The organism is Bradyrhizobium sp. BLXBL-01 (assembly GCF_051853025.1).
In the GTDB taxonomy this organism is placed as follows: domain Bacteria; phylum Pseudomonadota; class Alphaproteobacteria; order Rhizobiales; family Xanthobacteraceae; genus Bradyrhizobium.
Genome location: NZ_CP182471.1, coordinates 3,640,307 through 3,656,472 on the forward strand (window position 1 = coordinate 3,640,307; position 16,166 = coordinate 3,656,472).

Annotated in this window: 19 protein-coding genes; 9 read left to right on the plus strand and 10 right to left on the minus strand. The window is 63.8% G+C overall.

What is annotated here, in order from left to right; all coding sequences use genetic code 11:
- Positions 1–78 precede the first annotated feature (78 nt).
- From ACNJYA_RS16860 to ACNJYA_RS16875, 4 genes are all read right to left on the minus strand, one after another.
- Positions 79–507 carry an HIT family protein gene (locus ACNJYA_RS16860; protein ID WP_439403287.1) on the minus strand — a complete coding sequence of 143 codons (429 nt, stop codon included), beginning with the start codon at positions 505–507 and terminating at the stop codon, positions 79–81.
- A 53-nt stretch (positions 508–560) separates the two neighbouring features.
- On the minus strand, positions 561–1,802 hold the full coding sequence (locus ACNJYA_RS16865) for a GNAT family N-acetyltransferase (RefSeq protein ID WP_439403288.1): 1,242 nt from the start codon (positions 1,800–1,802) through the stop codon (positions 561–563).
- Between the two features lie 200 nt (positions 1,803–2,002).
- Positions 2,003–2,749, minus strand: a complete 747-nt coding sequence (locus ACNJYA_RS16870) for a glycerophosphodiester phosphodiesterase (RefSeq protein WP_212255065.1) — start codon at positions 2,747–2,749, stop codon at positions 2,003–2,005.
- A 6-nt stretch (positions 2,750–2,755) separates the two neighbouring features.
- Entirely contained in the window at positions 2,756–3,223 is a 468-nt protein-coding gene (locus ACNJYA_RS16875) for a RidA family protein (protein ID WP_014494672.1), read from the minus strand.
- A 228-nt stretch (positions 3,224–3,451) separates the two neighbouring features.
- Here ACNJYA_RS16875 and ACNJYA_RS16880 point away from each other — a divergent pair, with 228 nt between their 5' ends.
- The 3 genes from ACNJYA_RS16880 (at position 3,452) to ACNJYA_RS16890 (ending at position 5,358) form a co-directional block, all read left to right on the plus strand.
- On the plus strand, positions 3,452–4,297 hold the full coding sequence (locus ACNJYA_RS16880; RefSeq protein WP_212255066.1) for a cell envelope integrity EipB family protein: 846 nt from the start codon (positions 3,452–3,454) through the stop codon (positions 4,295–4,297).
- Positions 4,298–4,458: 161 nt separating this feature from the next.
- On the plus strand, positions 4,459–4,860 hold the full coding sequence (locus ACNJYA_RS16885) for a RidA family protein (RefSeq protein WP_172783369.1): 402 nt from the start codon (positions 4,459–4,461) through the stop codon (positions 4,858–4,860).
- A gap of 57 nt (positions 4,861–4,917) precedes the next feature.
- Entirely contained in the window at positions 4,918–5,358 is a 441-nt protein-coding gene (locus tag ACNJYA_RS16890) for a MerR family transcriptional regulator (RefSeq protein WP_212255067.1), read from the plus strand.
- Here the strand turns inward: ACNJYA_RS16890 and ACNJYA_RS16895 are convergent.
- Complete coding sequence (locus tag ACNJYA_RS16895; RefSeq protein ID WP_212255068.1) at positions 5,335–5,745, minus strand: nuclear transport factor 2 family protein; 411 nt, start codon at positions 5,743–5,745, stop codon at positions 5,335–5,337. The genes ACNJYA_RS16890 and ACNJYA_RS16895 overlap by 24 nt on opposite strands.
- 68 nt (positions 5,746–5,813) lie before the next feature.
- Complete coding sequence (locus ACNJYA_RS16900) at positions 5,814–6,221, minus strand: ACT domain-containing protein (RefSeq protein ID WP_212255069.1); 408 nt, start codon at positions 6,219–6,221, stop codon at positions 5,814–5,816.
- A 198-nt stretch (positions 6,222–6,419) separates the two neighbouring features.
- Here ACNJYA_RS16900 and ACNJYA_RS16905 point away from each other — a divergent pair, with 198 nt between their 5' ends.
- Positions 6,420–6,575, plus strand: a complete 156-nt coding sequence (locus ACNJYA_RS16905; protein ID WP_008548553.1) for a hypothetical protein — start codon at positions 6,420–6,422, stop codon at positions 6,573–6,575.
- A gap of 16 nt (positions 6,576–6,591) precedes the next feature.
- Here ACNJYA_RS16905 and ACNJYA_RS16910 read toward each other — a convergent pair whose 3' ends face one another.
- Positions 6,592–7,896, minus strand: coding sequence for a DNA polymerase IV (locus tag ACNJYA_RS16910; protein WP_439403289.1), 1,305 nt, complete (start codon positions 7,894–7,896; stop codon positions 6,592–6,594).
- Positions 7,893–8,204 (minus strand): DUF3572 domain-containing protein, encoded by a 312-nt coding sequence (locus ACNJYA_RS16915; protein ID WP_172783374.1) that lies wholly within the window; start codon positions 8,202–8,204, stop codon positions 7,893–7,895. Before ACNJYA_RS16915 ends, ACNJYA_RS16910 begins: the two co-directional genes overlap by 4 nt.
- A 241-nt stretch (positions 8,205–8,445) precedes the next feature.
- Here ACNJYA_RS16915 and ACNJYA_RS16920 point away from each other — a divergent pair, with 241 nt between their 5' ends.
- Complete coding sequence (locus ACNJYA_RS16920) at positions 8,446–8,811, plus strand: response regulator (RefSeq protein ID WP_008566616.1); 366 nt, start codon at positions 8,446–8,448, stop codon at positions 8,809–8,811.
- A 14-nt stretch (positions 8,812–8,825) separates the two neighbouring features.
- A complete protein-coding gene (locus ACNJYA_RS16925) occupies positions 8,826–10,199 on the plus strand; it encodes a PleD family two-component system response regulator (protein ID WP_212255071.1) in 1,374 nt (457 codons plus the stop codon).
- A 316-nt stretch (positions 10,200–10,515) separates the two neighbouring features.
- On the opposite strand, the gene ACNJYA_RS16930 is transcribed toward ACNJYA_RS16925, so the two are convergent.
- Positions 10,516–11,112 carry a TetR/AcrR family transcriptional regulator gene (locus ACNJYA_RS16930; protein WP_439366976.1) on the minus strand — a complete coding sequence of 199 codons (597 nt, stop codon included), beginning with the start codon at positions 11,110–11,112 and terminating at the stop codon, positions 10,516–10,518.
- Between the two features lie 130 nt (positions 11,113–11,242).
- Between ACNJYA_RS16930 and ACNJYA_RS16935 the strand changes: the two genes are divergently transcribed.
- Positions 11,243–12,481 carry an MFS transporter gene (locus tag ACNJYA_RS16935; protein WP_439366978.1) on the plus strand — a complete coding sequence of 413 codons (1,239 nt, stop codon included), beginning with the start codon at positions 11,243–11,245 and terminating at the stop codon, positions 12,479–12,481.
- A 243-nt stretch (positions 12,482–12,724) separates the two neighbouring features.
- On the opposite strand, the gene ACNJYA_RS16940 is transcribed toward ACNJYA_RS16935, so the two are convergent.
- On the minus strand, positions 12,725–13,735 hold the full coding sequence (locus ACNJYA_RS16940; RefSeq protein ID WP_439366980.1) for a lipoprotein N-acyltransferase Lnb domain-containing protein: 1,011 nt from the start codon (positions 13,733–13,735) through the stop codon (positions 12,725–12,727).
- Positions 13,736–14,190: 455 nt separating this feature from the next.
- Here ACNJYA_RS16940 and ACNJYA_RS16945 point away from each other — a divergent pair, with 455 nt between their 5' ends.
- Together ACNJYA_RS16945 and ACNJYA_RS16950 are read left to right on the plus strand one after the other, a co-directional pair.
- Positions 14,191–14,394 (plus strand): hypothetical protein, encoded by a 204-nt coding sequence (locus ACNJYA_RS16945; protein ID WP_439366982.1) that lies wholly within the window; start codon positions 14,191–14,193, stop codon positions 14,392–14,394.
- A 166-nt stretch (positions 14,395–14,560) separates the two neighbouring features.
- Positions 14,561–15,922: an amidohydrolase family protein gene (locus ACNJYA_RS16950; RefSeq protein WP_439366984.1), complete on the plus strand. Its 1,362-nt coding sequence runs from the start codon at positions 14,561–14,563 to the stop codon at positions 15,920–15,922.
- The last annotated feature ends 244 nt before the right edge of the window (positions 15,923–16,166 follow it).

A 16,166-nucleotide genomic window follows, 5' to 3' on the forward strand; every position in this document is an offset into this window, starting at 1 on the left:
GCGACGAAGCAATCCAGACTGTTTCTGCGGGAGGCAGTCTGGATTGCTTCGCTTCGCTCGCAACGACGAGTGGAGAGACTAGCTCGCCTTCAACGCCGCCATCAGTTTCGCCGCGTGCTCTTGCAGCACCTTGTCGTCTTCCTTGCGGCTCGCCGGTGGCAGCATGGCAACGCCGTCGTGCCGCGGCATCACGTGCATGTGCAGGTGAAACACCACCTGTCCGCCGGCAGGCTCGTTGAATTGCTGCACGGTGATGCCGTCGGCGTCAAACGCCTTCATTGCGGCGGCTGCGATCTTGTGCGCGCCGCGGGCGACATGGGCGTAGTCGTCGGGCTTGATATCGAGGATGTTGCGGGCAGGGACCTTCGGGATCACGAGCGTGTGACCGGGCACGCGCGGCATGATGTCGAGGAAGGCGAAGACGTGCTCGTCCTCGTACACTTTGTAGCAGGGCAGCTCGCCGCGCAGGATTTTTGCGAAGATGTTGTTGCTGTCGTAGGCGGTCATGGCGGCGGCTCCTCGAACGATTTGCGCTTACTGTCACCAGCAATTGCGAGGCGTCAAGGCGCCTCGTCAGCCCCTTTGCGGAACGGGCCGAGCTCGGCGAGCTCTCGTCCCGCTTCCGCAACATAGGCGCGCTCGCGCTTGAGGTAATCGTCGATGGCGCGGCGCAGGCCGGGATCGGCGATAAAGTGAGCGGAATGGGTGGTGCGCGGCAGGTAGCCGCGCGCGATCTTGTGCTCGCCCTGCGCGCCGGCCTCGACGTGCTTGAGGCCGCGCTTGATCGCGAAATCGATCGCCTGGTAGTAGCAGACCTCGAAATGCAGGAAGGGGTGATGCTCGACCGCGCCCCAGTTGCGGCCGAACAGCGTGTCCGAGCCGATGAAGTTGATCGCGCCCGCAATCCAGCGATTGTTGCGGCGGGCCATCACCAGCAGCACGTCCTCGCTCATGGTCTCGCCGATCAGCGAGAAGAACTCGCGCGTCAGATACGGCCGCCCCCATTTGCGCGAGCCGGTCTCCATGTAGAATGTGAAGAAGGCGTCCCACGCATCCTCGGCGATGTCCTTGCCGGTGAGCCAATGGATCGTGATCCCGGACGCCAGCGCATCGCGCCGCTCGCGCTTGATCGATTTGCGGTGGCGTGAGTTCAGCGTCGCCAGGAAGTCGTCGAAGCTCGCAAAGCCCTCATTGTGCCAGTGGAACTGCTGGTCGGTGCGCTGGAGAAAGCCGTGCTCGGCGAGCAGCTTCCATTCTGACTCCCGCGCGAAGGTGACGTGGACGGAGGAGGCCTTGCTGACGCCGCACAGCGCTATGAGGCCACTCGCCAGCGCCTCGGTGATGCGCTCGCGATCGACGCCGTCGCGCACCAGCAGCCGCGGTCCGGTCGCCGGCGTGAAGGGAACCGAGACCTGGAGCTTCGGGTAATACCGCCCGCCGGCGCGCTCATAGGCATCCGCCCAGCCGCGGTCGAAGACGTATTCGCCCTGGCTGTGCGATTTCAGATAGCAGGGCACGATTCCGGCAACGCGGCCATCGAGCTTGGCGATCAGGTGCCGCGGCGCCCAGCCGGTGCGGATCGTGGCCGAACCCGATTTCTCGGCTGCTGAGAGAAAGGCGTGGGAGACGAACGGGTTATAGGCAGGTCTTGAGAGGCCGAGGGAATCGCCTGGAAGGACGGATGAGGTTCCCGGGCCAGCCCCATTGCACAATCCGCCGGGATTGGCGCAGGCGTCCCAATCCTCCGGTGACACGTCGCCAATCGAAGGTACGGCCTCGAGCGTGATTTCCGATGATGCCATCGTGCCCAAGATCGTGCATTGCAGCAGCGACTTCAAGGGGTGGGGAAGGCTCGCTCTCGTGCCCCGGACGAAGCGCAGCGCTTCTTCAGCGATGCGCTGCAGAGTCGGGGCCCAAGTTGCACCGGATTCCTGGAGAGATGGGTCTCGGCTCTGCGCAGCAACGCTGATGCGTTGCTGCTTGTCCGGGACACGGGCAAGCCCTACGGCACGAACCCCTCGAAGATCATCTGGTCCGCATAGCGCCCGACCCGCGTCCGCTGCTCCGCCGTGCGGACGGTCCAGCCGAGCAGGGCGCAGCCGAACAGGTTGCGGGCGATCCAGGGGGCGGGGGCCGGGAGGTGGTCGACCTTGAAGGCAACGAAATGCGGCTGGGTCTGGAAGCCATGGCGCAGGTACAGCATGCTGTCGCGCTGCTCTTGGGTGAGCTTGGCCCAGTACTCGTCCTCATAGCTCCGCTGCGCGACGATGCCGCGGGGGCGAGAGGGGAGCAATTCACGTAGCGCCAGAACCTGGTCGGGATCGAAGGACATGCCGACGGCGGGGCCATCATAGGACGCCAGCACCTCGGCCATCCGCTTCACCAGCTTGCGGTCGCCGCCGAAATGGCTCTTCACCTCGATCACCAGGGGCACACGTCCGGCGACCATGGCGCAGAGGTCTGCGAGCGACATCATCCGCTCATCGGTGTCCTTGAACCTGACGGCCTTGAGCTCGGCCGCGGTCTTTGCGACCACATCGCCGGTGGCCTCGGTGAGTCGGCCCAGGGCATGGTCGTGATGGACCATGGCCTCGCCGTCGGCCGAGAGCTGGATATCGACCTCGATCGCGAAATTGCCGGCAATTGCAGCCTGCACCGCGCCCGGCATGTTCTCGACGATGCCGCGCGAAATGTCGTGCAGGCCGCGATGGGCGACCGGCCGGGCTGTCAGCCAATCCGGAGCGCGCATTTGGCGTCAGGCGACCTCGAACACGCCTTCGACCTCGACCGCCGCATCCGCGGGCAGCGAGGCGACGCCGACGGTGGTACGGGCGTGGCGGCCCTTGTCGCCGAAGGCGGCGACCATCAGGTCGGAGGCGCCATTCAGCACCTTGGGCCCGTCCAGGAAATCCGGGGCCGAGTTGATGAAGCCGCCGAGCCGCACCACGCGTACGACCTTGTCGAGATCGCCGAGCGCCGCCTTGACCTGGGCCAGCAGGTTGACCGCGCAGCCGCGCGCGGCTGCGGCGCCGTCCTCGATCGAGACGCCGGCGCCCAGCTTGCCCTTGGCAATCAGCTTGCCGGCGGGGTCGAAGCAGACCTGGCCGGAGACGAACAGGAGGTTGCCAGTGCGCACGAAGGGCACGTAATTGGCGACGGGGGTGGGGGCCTCGTGCAGCTTGATACCCTGCTCCGCCAGTTTCTGCTCGACCGTGCCCGCCATGTCCGACCTCGTTGTCCAAAAATCCTTCGCTCCGGCGCGACTGCCGGCCGGGCGCGCCCTGTTTCGCCCATCGTGCCGCCACATGCAAGCAACCGGAGGGGCTGCATTTTGTTGAGGCAGGCCAGCAGGTTCAACGTGAGGGGCAAACTTTTAGTGAAACGGCCTCAGTTGCGGCGCAATGGAACGGTCATTAAAATGTCGAATCTGCGCTTTCCTCAGGGAACAGACATGGTGCACCTTTTCCGGACTTCGCTCGGTGTGATGGCGCTCGCCGCGGCCAGTGTCGGCCTTGGCGGCGGGGCTCAAGCCGCCAACGGTCCGTTTCTCGCGCATCAGGCGCTCTATGACCTCAGCCTGGTCAAATCGCGCAGCAATTCGGTGAACAGCGCCCGCGGCCGGATCCTCTACAATTTCACGGGGAACGCCTGCGAGGGCTATACCTCGGAATTCCGCCAGGTCTCCGAGCTCGACAGCGGCGAGGGCAAGGTCACGCTCAGCGACCTCCGCTCCAATTCGTGGGAGGACGCCTCCGGCAAGAGCTACCGTTTCAAGATCGAGACGCGCATGAACCAGACGGATGCCGGCCGGGTCGACGGCTCAGCCGAGCGCGACGGCGACCACATCAACGTCAAGCTGAAGCTGCCGGCGCCGAAGACGTTCAAGCTCGACGGCAAGATCGTGTTCCCGACCGAGCAGATCCAGCGCATCATCGCCGCCGCCAAGGACGGCAAGTCGCTGCTGGAGCTCTCGGTCTATGACGGCTCCGATGACGGTCAGAAGGTCTACAACACGCTGACTGTGATCGGCCAGCCGGTCGCCCCCGACCGTGCCACCTCGACCGATCCGTCGACGTCGGACGAGCACATGAAGTCGCTGAAGCGCTGGCCGGTCACCGTCAGCTATTTCGACCGCGAGGCCCAGCAGAAGGAAGGCGAGCAGACCCCAGTCTACGCGATGGCGTTCGAGCTCTACGAGAACGGCGTCTCGCGCCAGCTCGTGCTCGACTACAATGATTTCGTCATCTCCGGCGCGATGGGCAAGTTCGACGTCAAGGACAGCAAGCCCTGCAATTGAGGGCTTCTCCGTCATTGCGAGCGTAGCGAAGCAATCCAGAATCCCTCCGCGGAAGCAGTCTGGATTGCTTCGTCGCAAGAGCTCCTCGCAATGACGGGGCTAGCTCTCGTCATACTCTCCAGCTACGCTCCTTCCCAACCACAAACTCGGGGAGCCAGCCCATGCCCAAGCTCGACCATCTCCGCCCCAGCGGCCTGCATCACAATCCGGCTTATTCTCACGTCGTCACCGCCTCGGGCGCTCGGACCATCTACATCTCCGGGCAGGTCTCCACCGACGAGGAGGGGCGGATCGTCGGCGAGGGCGATATCGCCGCGCAGACCACGCAGGTGATGCAGAATCTTGGGCACGCGCTGAAGGCGGCCGGTGCGAGCTATTCCAACATCGTGAAAATCACGACCTTCGTCGTGAACTACAAGCCGGAGCTGCGCCCCATCATCGGCAAGGCCCGCTCGGCTTTCTTCGAAGGCATGGAGCCGCCGGCCTCGACGCTGGTCGGTGTCACCGCACTCGCCGCGCCGGAATGGCTGATCGAGATCGAGGCGGTGGCGGTCGCGGACTGAGGAGACCTCGCAGGGTAGATTGAGCCTTGCGAGGCGGTTTCGAAGAAAGGAAAGGCCATGTCGCGAGGGCTTCGCATCGGAGAGGTCGCCGGCCGAACGGGCCGCAGCATTCACACCATCCGTTGGTATGAGGCTCAGGGCCTGATCCCCGGCGTCGTCAGGGACCGCGGCGGCCGGCGCGTCTACAGCGATTTTCACGTCGGTTGGCTAGATCTGATGGAACGCCTGCGCGGCACCGGCATGTCGGTCAAGCAGATGCGCGAATATGCGGCGCTTGCGAAACGAGGCGAAGCAGCGCTGACCGAGCGTCACGCGCTGCTCGCAGCGCACCAGCAGCGGGTGCAGGACAATATCCACCGCTGGTCGCAGGCTTTGGCACTCATCGAAGCCAAGGTCGAATTCTATGAGGAGTGGATCGCCAGCGGGGCGAGACCCGCCGTGTCGCCGCATGGACGCCTCAAGGCCGCGCCGGCCTCATTGGTTGCCGGGCGGCCTTAGCACCCGCCCGACCAATGTGGTGTCCATGTATTCGGTCAACTCGCGCAGTTTCCCGTCCGTCATGCGAATGACGAAGCAGTAGGTGTTGGCGTAGAGCTCGCCGGCAAGCGTCGTTGCATTGCCCCGGCACTCGGCGACGACGTAATCGCCTTCGCAGATGATGCGGGATAGCGTGAGGCTGTTGGGAGCAGTGAATTGTCCGCTGAGAGGCTTCATCAGCCGTTCCAGCACGTCGGCCTTGCCGACATAGTCGCCGGACCAGGCCGTCGAGCCGGTGATGCGCCAGACGAAATCATCGGCCATCGCGGCGATGAACGGGCCGGGGTCGCGACGTGCGCGCGCATCCATGATGTCCTGAATGAGCGCCTTGTTGTCGATCACTGTCATAGGCTGTCTCCTTGAATCGAGGCCAGCCATCTCTCTACAGGCTAGAGCATGCTCTAGATCAAGCGCAATCAGCCCTGTTGCGGCTTGAACCTGTCAAGCAGGAGAGCCATCGCCTCATCGGCCTGGTCGACAGGCACAAAGAGATGATCGTGGTGAAAAGCCGACACGGCATTCACGCTAATGCCGGCTTGGGCCAGACGTGCCGTGATGGCTGCCAGAAAGCCCACCGCATCGAGGGCGGAATGAACCGTCAAGGTGATGAGGCGCGAGGGACATTCATGGCGTAGCCCGGCACGTTCGGCCTCCTCCTGCAGCACCACCAGCGTGGTCCCTTCGCGTTCGCGGAACGTCAGGATGGGGCTGATGGTAGCCGGAATGCTCGCGCTCGGCGCAAGCGTGCAAAACGCGAAGATGCCGTCCATGATCTCCGGCTTCATGTTACTCAGCAGCGCGTCGAGATCGCGTTCGCCTGTCACCGTGCCAGTCCCCGAACCGGTAAGATCGGTTGAGCCCCTGCGAAGCTATCGGCGCCAGCGGCTGTTGGAGCCATCGTCAACATACCTTTGTATATCTCCTCCAATCCTTCTCATGCGCTGACCTTACACTGGTACAATTGAGCGACGGCGGGAGATTCTTACATTTGAGTCCACTCGGGTCACTGTGAAGAGGCTCAAATGAACGTCGTCATTCGAAAGCTCAACGGCTTGTGGCACCTCATCGTCGGGTCTTGTCAGATCCGAACGCCGTTCCTGGAAACTCAGGACCGGCAGTTGGTCGTTCAGTATGCCAGGCGTGCTTATCCGGGTGCACGAATCTTCGAACGCGACTGAGTTGAGCAGGAATAGATCACTCCTGCGCCTTCTCCGGGCCCTCATAGGCGATGCCGCGGATCACCGCGGCGCTGCCGAACTTCTTGCGCAGGCTGTCCACCGCGCGTTCGGCGTGGGCGGCGCGGCGGTCGAGCATGTCGGTGTCGTCGATCGCCGAGCCCTCGCGCAGCGCGCTGACGCCGGCGCCCATCAGGCGAAAGGCGGTGCCGTCGATTTCCTTGGCCAGCATCTCCCGGCAGATCGAGAAGATCTTCGCCGCGAGTTGCGTCGGGGCGGCGATCGACTGCGAGCGCGTGCGCTGGCGGAAATCGGCGGTCTTCAGCTTCAGCGTCACGGTCGAGCCGGCGAGCTCGCTGCTCTTCAGGCGCGTCGACGTCTTTTCGCAGAGCCGCCACAGGATTCTTTCCAGCGTCGCGAAATCGCGGATGTCGGTCTCGAACGTGGTCTCGCTGGAAATCGTCTTGGCGCCGCGGTCGGGCTCGACGCGGCGGTCGTCGATGCCGCGCGCGAGCCGCCACAGCCGGCGGCCGTCGCTCGGAAACTGCCGCATCATCTCGATCTCGTCGGCTTTCTGCAGGTCGGCGATGATGCGAAAGCCGCGCTGCACCAGGCGCTCCTGCGTGGCGGGGCCGACGCCGAAGATGAAGCCGACCGGCTTTTCCGCCAGCATCGCGCGCGCTTCCTCCTGGTCGAGCGCGGCAAAGCCTCTGGGCTTGTCGAGGTCGGAGGCGATCTTGGCCAGGAACTTGTTGCAGGACAGGCCGACCGAGACGGTGATGCCGATGTCGCGCTCGACGTCGCGGGCAAAGCGCGCCAGCACCTTGGCCGGGATCATGCCGTGCACGCGCTCGGTGCCGGAGAGATCGAGGAAGGCCTCGTCGATCGAGAGCGGCTCGACCAGCGGCGTCAGCGCCTGCATGGCCTGGCGGACCTCGCGGCCGACCCGGACATATTTCGCCATGTCGGGGCGGATCACGGTCGCATGCGGGCAGGCTTCCAATGCTTTGAACATCGGCATCGCCGAGCGAACACCATAGGTGCGCGCGATGTAACAGGCGGCCGACACCACGCCGCGCTTGCCGCCGCCGATGATGACGGGCTTGTCGGCGATCTCAGGGTTGTCCCGCTTCTCGACCGTTGCGTAGAAGGCGTCGCAGTCGATATGGGCGATGGTCAGGCTGGCGAGCGCGCGGTGGCGGACGAGGCGGGGGGAACCGCAAGCCGAGCAGCGCCGCGCGCCCAAGTTCTGTACGCCCATGTCGAGGCCGGCCAGACAATCCCGGCAGAAGCAGCGGGGCACGGCCGCCTCAGGGGTGGTCACGGCACGTCGCGCTCCCAGGAGGGGTCGCCGAGCGCATCGCCGAGGACCTGCCGCGCTGCGGCAACGTTGGTCGGATGCAGTTCCGCGGCCTCGGCAAAGGCCTTCACCGTGGCATCGTCCCGCATCACGAAATCGAGCACGCTGAGCAGGAAATTCGGGTCCGCGGCGGCATTGCGCAGGGTCTCCGGACCGACCCCCGTCTCGGCCAGGAACAGGCCCAGCCGCTCAGGCTCGCCCGCGACGAAGGACAGGGCCTGAATCGCAACGATTTCAGCGACTTCGCGGGGGTTGTGAACAGGCTTTTTCACGGGGACGGTTTGCCTTTCCGTTAACTTTCGGTCTCTAATTTGGAATCATCATGCCCGAGTCTCGTCCTCAAGTCTTCCGGCCCCGACAAGCAACTGGAAACCACATCGCAGAAAGTGGGCCGTCGGGTTTAACGAAACTCAAGCGAATCTGCGGCTAGTTTGAATCCAGTTTTCGAAACGCCGGGAAGCGGCGTCTGAGGCGTCACATGGACCGGTCCTTCGGACCAATCAGGAGGGCGGGATGGCTAAGACCGTCCTGATCGTGGAAGACAACGAGCTCAACATGAAGCTCTTCCGCGACCTGTTGGAGGCGCACGGATACCAGACCTCCGGCACCAGCAACGGCTACGAGGCGCTCGACCTCGTGCGCAAGATGCGGCCCGACCTCGTGCTGATGGACATCCAGCTGCCGCAGGTCTCCGGCCTCGAGGTGACGCGCTGGATCAAGGACGATCCGGAACTGCGTGCCATTCCCGTCGTCGCGGTCACGGCGTTCGCGATGAAGGGCGACGAAGAGCGCATCCGCGAGGGCGGCTGCGAAGCCTATTTGTCCAAGCCGATCTCGGTCGGCAAATTCATTGAGACGGTCCGGCGTTTTATCGGATAGGAAGTGAGTTCACAGTGTCCGCGCGTATCCTGGTCGTCGATGACGTTCCCGCCAACGTCAAGCTGCTCGAAGCCCGCCTGTCCGCCGAATATTTCGACGTGATGACCGCCGCGAATGGCGCCGAGGCGCTCGCGATCTCGAGGCGTGCCGAATGCGACATCATCCTGCTCGACGTGATGATGCCCGACATGGACGGCTTCGAGGTCTGCCGCCGCCTCAAGACCGATCCGGCCACGCACCACATTCCTGTCGTGATGGTCACCGCGCTCGACAGCCCCGCCGACCGCAATCGCGGGCTCGAGGCCGGCGCTGATGACTTCCTGACCAAACCCGTCTCCGATGTCGTGCTGATCGCGCGGGTGCGCTCGCTGACGCGGCTGAAGATGATGACCGATGAGCTGCGCATGCGCGCCATCACCTCGCTCGAGATCGGCATGCAGGCGCCCGAGCGCAGTGCGATCGCCGACACCGGCAAGGGTGGCCGCATCCTCCTGGTCGACGACCGCCAGTCCTCCTACGAGCGGCTGGCGACGATCCTCGCCGCCGAGCACACCATCGACGTCGAGCCGAACCCGACGGAGGCGCTGTTCCACGCCGCCGAGGGCAATTACGACCTGCTGATCGTCTCGCTCGACCTCAACAATTTCGACGGCCTGCGCCTGTGCAGCCAGGCGCGCTCGCTGGAGCGCACGCGCCATGTGCCGATCCTGGCCATCGCCGAGCCCGAGAACTCGACGCGGCTGCTGCGCGGCCTCGAGATCGGCGTCAACGACTATCTGCTGCGCCCGATCGACAAGACCGAGCTCTTGGCGCGCGCCCGCACCCAGATCCGCCGCCGCCGCTACACCGACCATCTGCGCGACAACGTGCAGAACTCGATCGAGATGGCGATCACCGACGCGCTCACCGGCCTGCACAATCGCCGCTACATGGAGAGCCATCTGGCGACGCTCGCCGAGCAGGCCGCGACCCGCGGCAAGCCGCTGGCGCTGATGATCCTGGACATCGACTACTTCAAGTCGATCAACGACAATTACGGCCACGATGCCGGCGACGACGTGCTGCGCGAGTTCGCGGTGCGGGTGCGCAAATCGATCCGCGGCATTGATCTCGCCTGCCGCTACGGCGGCGAGGAATTCGTCATCGTGATGCCGGAGACCGATCTTCACGTCGCCGGCATGGTCGCCGAGCGCCTGCGCCGCTCGATCGCGGGCGAGCCGTTCGCGATTCACAAGGGGGCGAAGCGCATCGAGGTCACGATCTCGATCGGCCTCACCACGCTGGAGCACAAGGGCGAGGCGGTTGCCGACGTCCTCAAGCGCGCCGACACCGCGCTCTACCGCGCCAAGCACGACGGGCGCAATCGCGTGGTGTCGCAGGCGGCGTGAGGGCCGCCCGCACAAAGTTGCGAAAACAACCCCATGCACAGTAGCCGGCGCGAGCCGGATCAATGGGTTATGCGGGGTGGCGAGATGGCTCGCGCCGGCAGCGGCGTCATTTGACCCGTCGGGCAAAACAGGAGCATATTGGTAGGGTGGCGGCGGTCCTCGAAACTCCGCTGTCATTCCCCGCCTTGTGCGCAATCGCGCACTGGAGCGGGGAATCCAGTACGCCGCGGCCTCTCTGGTTCAATCACAACCGCCTCTGGAATACTGGATCACCCGCCTTCGCGGGTGATGACACCTGACGATACGACGACAGCGGCTATTTCGCGCGCTTGCGTCTCTTCTCCGCATCACCGCCCACATCCACCCCCGCATTCCGTAGCAGCACCGTCGCCGCTTCCTTCGCCGCCCTTGCCATCGCCGGATCGTCGCGCACCAAGTCCTGCGCAATCGAGCCGTCGACCAGCAGCACGAGCTGCGTTGCGAGCGCCTCAGCGTCGGCAACGCCGAGCTCGGTCAGGCGGTCGCGAAACCAGAGGCGGCGGCTTTCCTTGAAGGCGATCGCGATCTTCTTCACGGCGCGGTCTTGAGGGCCGAGCTCGGCGACCGCGTTGACGAACGGGCAGCCGCGAAAGTCCTTGGCCGCAAAGCGTCGCTCCAGCGAATCGAAGGTGGCGAGGATCTGCTCGGCGGGCAGCTTGTCGGAGGGGCGTGCGTGGACGAAGCGGCGCTCGAGATAGGCCGCGATCAGCGCGTCCTTGGACGGGAAGTGGTTGTAGAGCGTGCGCTTGGAGATGCCGACCTCGGCCGCGATGGTGTCGACGCCGATGGCGCGAATGCCTTGCAGATAGAACAGCTTGTCGGCGGTCTGAAGGATCCGCTCTTTCATCGTCTGTGGGGCAGGCGGGGGAGCCATGCGGAGCTAAGCATCCTGTTCGCTTGACAGCAGCGGATATCTATAGCCTAAGTACACAGGTCTGTGTACCAAAAAACATCGGCAAAAGCAGACGACGGCACCCGTGCCGCGCCCAAAAGGGAGAAGAAGAATGCCCCTGCTGCAGGTCCTGCGCCCGACCTTGCCGATCCTGATCGGCGCCTCGATCATGCTGACGTTGAGCATGGGGCTACGGCAGTCGCTCGGCATCTTCATGCAGCCGCTGACGCACGACATCCACATTTCGATCTCGGATTTCACGCTGGCGCTGGCCGTGCAGAACCTCGCCTGGGGCTTCCTGCAGCCGCCCGCCGGCGCTCTCACCGTGCGCTACGGCTTTCGCCCGATCATGATCGTGGGCGCGCTGATGTACATCGCGGGCCTCGCGCTGATGGCGACGGCGAACGGGCTTCTCAGCATCATGATCGGCGCCGGCGTGCTGATCGGGACCTCGCTCGCCTGCACCGCGGCGGCGATCGCGATGTCGGTGGCGGCGCGCGCGGTGCCCGAAACGGTGCGCTCGACGGTGCTCGGCATCGTCTCCGGCGCGGGCTCGCTCGGGGCGCTGTTGTCGGCGCCGATCGGCCAGATGCTCAACGAGGGCTTTGGCTGGCGCATCGGGCTTGCCGGCTTCGTCATCATGTCGGTGCTGATGATCCCGGCGGCCTGGTTTGCCGGGCGCGTCGACAAGATCCCGCTGCCCAAGCCCGCCGCCGACGACATCGACGATGCCACGGCCGCGACGGCTGCAAGGACCGCGTTCGGCAATGCGTCCTTCGTGGTAATGACCTGCGCCTATCTCGTCTGCGGCATGCAGCTCGTGTTCCTCACCACGCACCTGCCGTCGTACCTTGCAATCTGCGGCCTCGATCCGATGCTGAGCGCGCAGACGCTCGGCATGATCGGCGGCTTCAACGTGCTGGGCTCGCTGTTCTTCGGCTGGGCGGGCCAGCGCTGGAACAAGCTGGCGCTCTTGGGCGGGATCTACATCCTGCGCTCGCTGGCGCTCGCCTGGTACTTCATGCTGCCGGCAACATCGTTCTCCACGCTGCTGTTCGGCGCGATCATGGGCTTCCTGTGGATGGGCGTAGGCCCGCTGGTCGCAGGCGCGGTCGCCGAGATGTTCGGCCTGCGCTGGCAGGCGATGATCCAGGGCCTCGCCTTCATGAGCCACCAGATCGGCAGCTTCCTCGGCGCCTACGGAGGAGGGCTGCTCTACGACGCACTCGGCTCCTACACCATGGCCTGGCGCATCGGCGTCGCGCTCGGCCTTGCCGGCGGCATCGTGCAGGTCGCATTCGCGCTGATCCGCCCATCGCAGCCGCCAGCGCCGGTGTTGCGGACGGCCTAGCAGGGGCAACTGGTCGCTTTCGTCAGCTTGGGAGCTTACCGCGGACGCCGCGCTGTTTAGCCGTCATGGGCCGATTGTAAACCAGCGCAGACTACAACCGTTCAAGCCGGGCAGAGACGGCTTGCCGCCTCCGATCATGGCCAACTGCCGTAGACAAGCAGGACCCGAGATGGACATGGGCAGGAGAGGAGAACCCGGCGGATCGGCGGCGGCTCCTCACGGGCCTTGTGAGCCCAATAGGGGTCAGGGTCGCACCATTGTCGGCAAGGACAAGCGGATCCGCTGTGAGAAATCGGCTGCGCCATCGGCCGCCTGTGCGGCTTCGTTGATCAAGGACCCCCGCCTCAATTCATCAAACGGCAGCGTCGCATCTATCCGGCCGGAGTGGTAGAGATAGCTATCGATCAGTCCGTTGAACAGATGTCGAATGTCGAAGCGCCCCCGTCGGCCCGCCGCATTTGCATAGCGCACGATGTTGATCGTACAGCTGTTGGTCAACAGATGGTAGAACTCCGGCCGATCGGCTAGCTCGTTGATGCGCGTCAAATAGATCATCAGCAGCCGGCGCGCGTCGTCAACCGATGTATTGAGGCGATACAGGTACACCGGCTCGTGGCGATGGTTGGTGCGCACGCCCACAACATCACGCTCTTCACCGACCACGTAGATGAGCTCGAATTGCTTGAACAGGGAGGCGACGGGCGCAAAGCCTTCGCCGACCTCAGGACGCGTCTCGATGGAGATGGCCAGTGGTGGCGCATTGTCGAAGACAAAACTCACAAACGTGTGCCCGACTAGCCCCTCGGTGAAATAGGAAACGTAGAAATCGAGGGCTATCAAGTGCGACAGCGACAGCTCGCGCTCCTCGTAGCGCACCGTGAAGTCGCTTCGACTTCGGTAGTCGAAGTTACGGACGCCGGTCAGGCGCACGCGGTCGCCGTCGATGGCCGCCCGCGGCATCACCGCGACTTCCGGTCGCCAATCCCGATCGTGTGATGGAGGGATTGAGATCCACCATACGACGACACCGAAAAACATGACGAGGAAGAGAGCGGACATGCGCGGTTGGCGCGAACGCCAGAGCGCCCAAATCGCAAAGCCCGCAAACGCTCCGGCCGCAATCGTACGCAGCCAGGACCAAGGCAAGTTCGAGTAGTAGATGGCCAGTACGGCCCATGTGACGAGCAGGACCCGAATGAGAAGGCCAATCGGCTTTCTCGGCCACATGACCAACATTGATACGAATTTGCGCACTGAAGTCACCTGGCTGCTCCTGCCGCGAAGCTGCGGCCATGCCCTTCGACAGCTGCGTTGTGTCAGATCACCTGTCGTTTCATTGTGAGCGGCTACACGCTACAGTAGCTTTTCGCGAACGAGAAGCGATGGCCTCGTTTTTACAGCGCGTTCAAGGGGCTGCGCGACATCACCTTCGTGGCGCGCGTGTTGCTGCCGATGTCCGTCGGTTCGACTCTTTCCGGGCCTCCGCCACTGGAAGGATGCGGGCCGGGTGATGCTGCTGTCCGGCGCATTCGGAATTCTCCCTGGCCTCGCCATGCTCGCGGGATTTCCGATGACAGGTCCTTTGCTCGGATTTGTGCTCGGCGTCGATCTGATCTCCCGCGGCATAGCCTGGCTGACTATGCGTGGCGGCCGGCGGCGAGAACGGCATAACGGAATGAATCGATAAATAGTGAATGGGGAGTGCGCTGATGGCGATCGCAGTTGAAAGACCAATCCTCCTGATCAAGAAGTTCGCGGGTATGCTTCTCCTGCTTTTCGGTTTGCTATTCACGGCGCTCGGCTTGAGTAACGAGTCCAGCGGATTCGCCGCGATCGGTGTTGCCTTCCTTGTTGCCGGCGCGATCTTTCTGGCGCTCAAGATCATCAGGCGCAACCAGGGCGGTCCGCTCTGACCGAGGTCGCAAGATCGTCGCTGCGAGAGCCATGCACAGCATCGTAATCGCAAAGGTCCGGCCGCTTCAACCGGACGCAGCTGACACGCAACGAGAAGGGCCGTGCGCAGTGATGACAGGAACTCTCTTGAATGCGTTGTACAGCGCGCGGCGGATCCGACCGTCGATGAGCGTAACATTTCGTTCGCTGTCGATCGCGGTGGTGCTCTCGGCCGGGCCCGGTGGAGCGAGCCTGGCGCAGCAAGCGCTTCAGACAGGTGGCGCGGCCACGCTCTTTCAGAACGTCCGCATCTTCGATGGCAAGAGCGCCACGCTGTCTGCCTCCTCCAACGTCTTGGTGCGCGGCAACAAGATTGAATCAATCTCGCTACAGCCGATAGCGGTGGATAGCCCGGCGGAGATTCGCATTGTCGAAGGCGGCGGACGCACATTGATGCCCGGCCTCATCGACAACCATTGGCATGCGATGCTGATCCGAGTCACGCCGGCACAGTCGCTCGGCGACGTCGGCTACGTCAATCTTGTCGCTGGCGACGAGGCCACGCACACTCTGATGCGCGGTTTTACTAGCGTTCGAGATGTGGGCGGGCCGGTGTTCGGGCTCAAAAGCGCCATCGACGAAGGTATCATCAAGGGTCCGCGCATTTATCCGTCCGGCGCGGTCATTACTGTCACGAGTGGGCATGGGGACTTCCGCCAGCTTACCGACCTGCCGCGGACGATCGGCGGCATGCTCACCCGCATGGAGCAGACCGGCGGGGCAATGGTTGCGGACAGTCCCGACGAGGTCCGCGTCCGTGTCCGCGAACAGCTCATGCAAGGCGCCTCCCAAGTCAAGTTGACGGCTGGCGGCGGAGTGTCGTCACCTTTCAGTCCAATCGACGTGACCACGTTCACCGAACCCGAAATACGCGCGGCCGTCGAAGCGGCTGAGAACTGGGGCACGTACGTCGCTGCGCATGCCTTTACGGCTGCTGCAATTCGGGGAGCCATTGCGGCTGGGGTGAAGTGTATCGAACACGGCTTGCTGATGGACGACGCAACAGCGAAGCTGATGGCAGAGAAGGGTGTTTGGCTGAGTATGCAGCCTCTCCCCGAGGATTTGAGGCTGGGCTTTCCTGTAGGCTCCATCCAGCGAGCCAAGGCGGATGAGGTCTGGCCCGGCATAGCCAGATCCTACGAGTTGGCGAGGAAGTACAAGATCAAGACGGCGTGGGGCACCGACGTCCTGTTCTCTGCAGCGCTCGCGCGCCAACAGGGGGCCATCCTGGCCTCACTCGCTCGCTGGTACACGCCCGCCGAAGCGCTGACCATGGCGACATCGACGAATGCCGAACTGCTGGCGCTATCGGGCAAGCGGAATCCCTATCCCGGCAAACTTGGCGTCGTGGAACAGGGCGCACTCGCGGATTTGCTGCTCGTCGACGGAAATCCCCTGGACAATATCGGCCTTCTTGCCGACCCCGCCAACAATTTCAAGATCATCATGAAAGATGGAATTATCTACAAAGATACGCTTGCCCGTTAGCAGCAACGCCATCGCCCTTTCGATCGACCAAGTCGCGATCGATCCCAACGGTGGGCTGCCAAATTTCGCGTTTGGGTCGTGTCAGGCTGTGGTCGGCCTTCTCAGATTGAAAATGGGCTTGAGTTGCAGAGTGTTAGCCAGTTCATAATCCTAATCGCGCCGGCCAGCTTAAGCTTTTCGAGACAACTGCTCGGGAGGCAACGATGACACCCGGCTGGCTCATTTTCCCTGCGACTATCGCCTG

Bases quoted from the DNA above. Each gene is read 5' to 3' on its own strand.
- ACNJYA_RS16860 (WP_439403287.1), bottom strand. From the start codon at position 507: ATGACCGCCTACGACAGCAACAACATCTTCGCAAAAATCCTGCGCGGC.
- ACNJYA_RS16865 (WP_439403288.1), bottom strand. From the start codon at position 1,802: ATGGCATCATCGGAAATCACGCTCGAGGCCGTACCTTCGATTGGCGAC.
- ACNJYA_RS16870 (WP_212255065.1), bottom strand. From the start codon at position 2,749: ATGCGCGCTCCGGATTGGCTGACAGCCCGGCCGGTCGCCCATCGCGGC.
- ACNJYA_RS16875 (WP_014494672.1), bottom strand. From the start codon at position 3,223: ATGGCGGGCACGGTCGAGCAGAAACTGGCGGAGCAGGGTATCAAGCTG.
- ACNJYA_RS16880 (WP_212255066.1), top strand. From the start codon at position 3,452: ATGGTGCACCTTTTCCGGACTTCGCTCGGTGTGATGGCGCTCGCCGCG.
- ACNJYA_RS16885 (WP_172783369.1), top strand. From the start codon at position 4,459: ATGCCCAAGCTCGACCATCTCCGCCCCAGCGGCCTGCATCACAATCCG.
- ACNJYA_RS16890 (WP_212255067.1), top strand. From the start codon at position 4,918: ATGTCGCGAGGGCTTCGCATCGGAGAGGTCGCCGGCCGAACGGGCCGC.
- ACNJYA_RS16895 (WP_212255068.1), bottom strand. From the start codon at position 5,745: ATGACAGTGATCGACAACAAGGCGCTCATTCAGGACATCATGGATGCG.
- ACNJYA_RS16905 (WP_008548553.1), top strand. From the start codon at position 6,420: ATGAACGTCGTCATTCGAAAGCTCAACGGCTTGTGGCACCTCATCGTC.
- ACNJYA_RS16920 (WP_008566616.1), top strand. From the start codon at position 8,446: ATGGCTAAGACCGTCCTGATCGTGGAAGACAACGAGCTCAACATGAAG.
- ACNJYA_RS16930 (WP_439366976.1), bottom strand. From the start codon at position 11,112: ATGGCTCCCCCGCCTGCCCCACAGACGATGAAAGAGCGGATCCTTCAG.
- ACNJYA_RS16935 (WP_439366978.1), top strand. From the start codon at position 11,243: ATGCCCCTGCTGCAGGTCCTGCGCCCGACCTTGCCGATCCTGATCGGC.
- ACNJYA_RS16945 (WP_439366982.1), top strand. From the start codon at position 14,191: ATGGCGATCGCAGTTGAAAGACCAATCCTCCTGATCAAGAAGTTCGCG.
- ACNJYA_RS16950 (WP_439366984.1), top strand. From the start codon at position 14,561: ATGAGCGTAACATTTCGTTCGCTGTCGATCGCGGTGGTGCTCTCGGCC.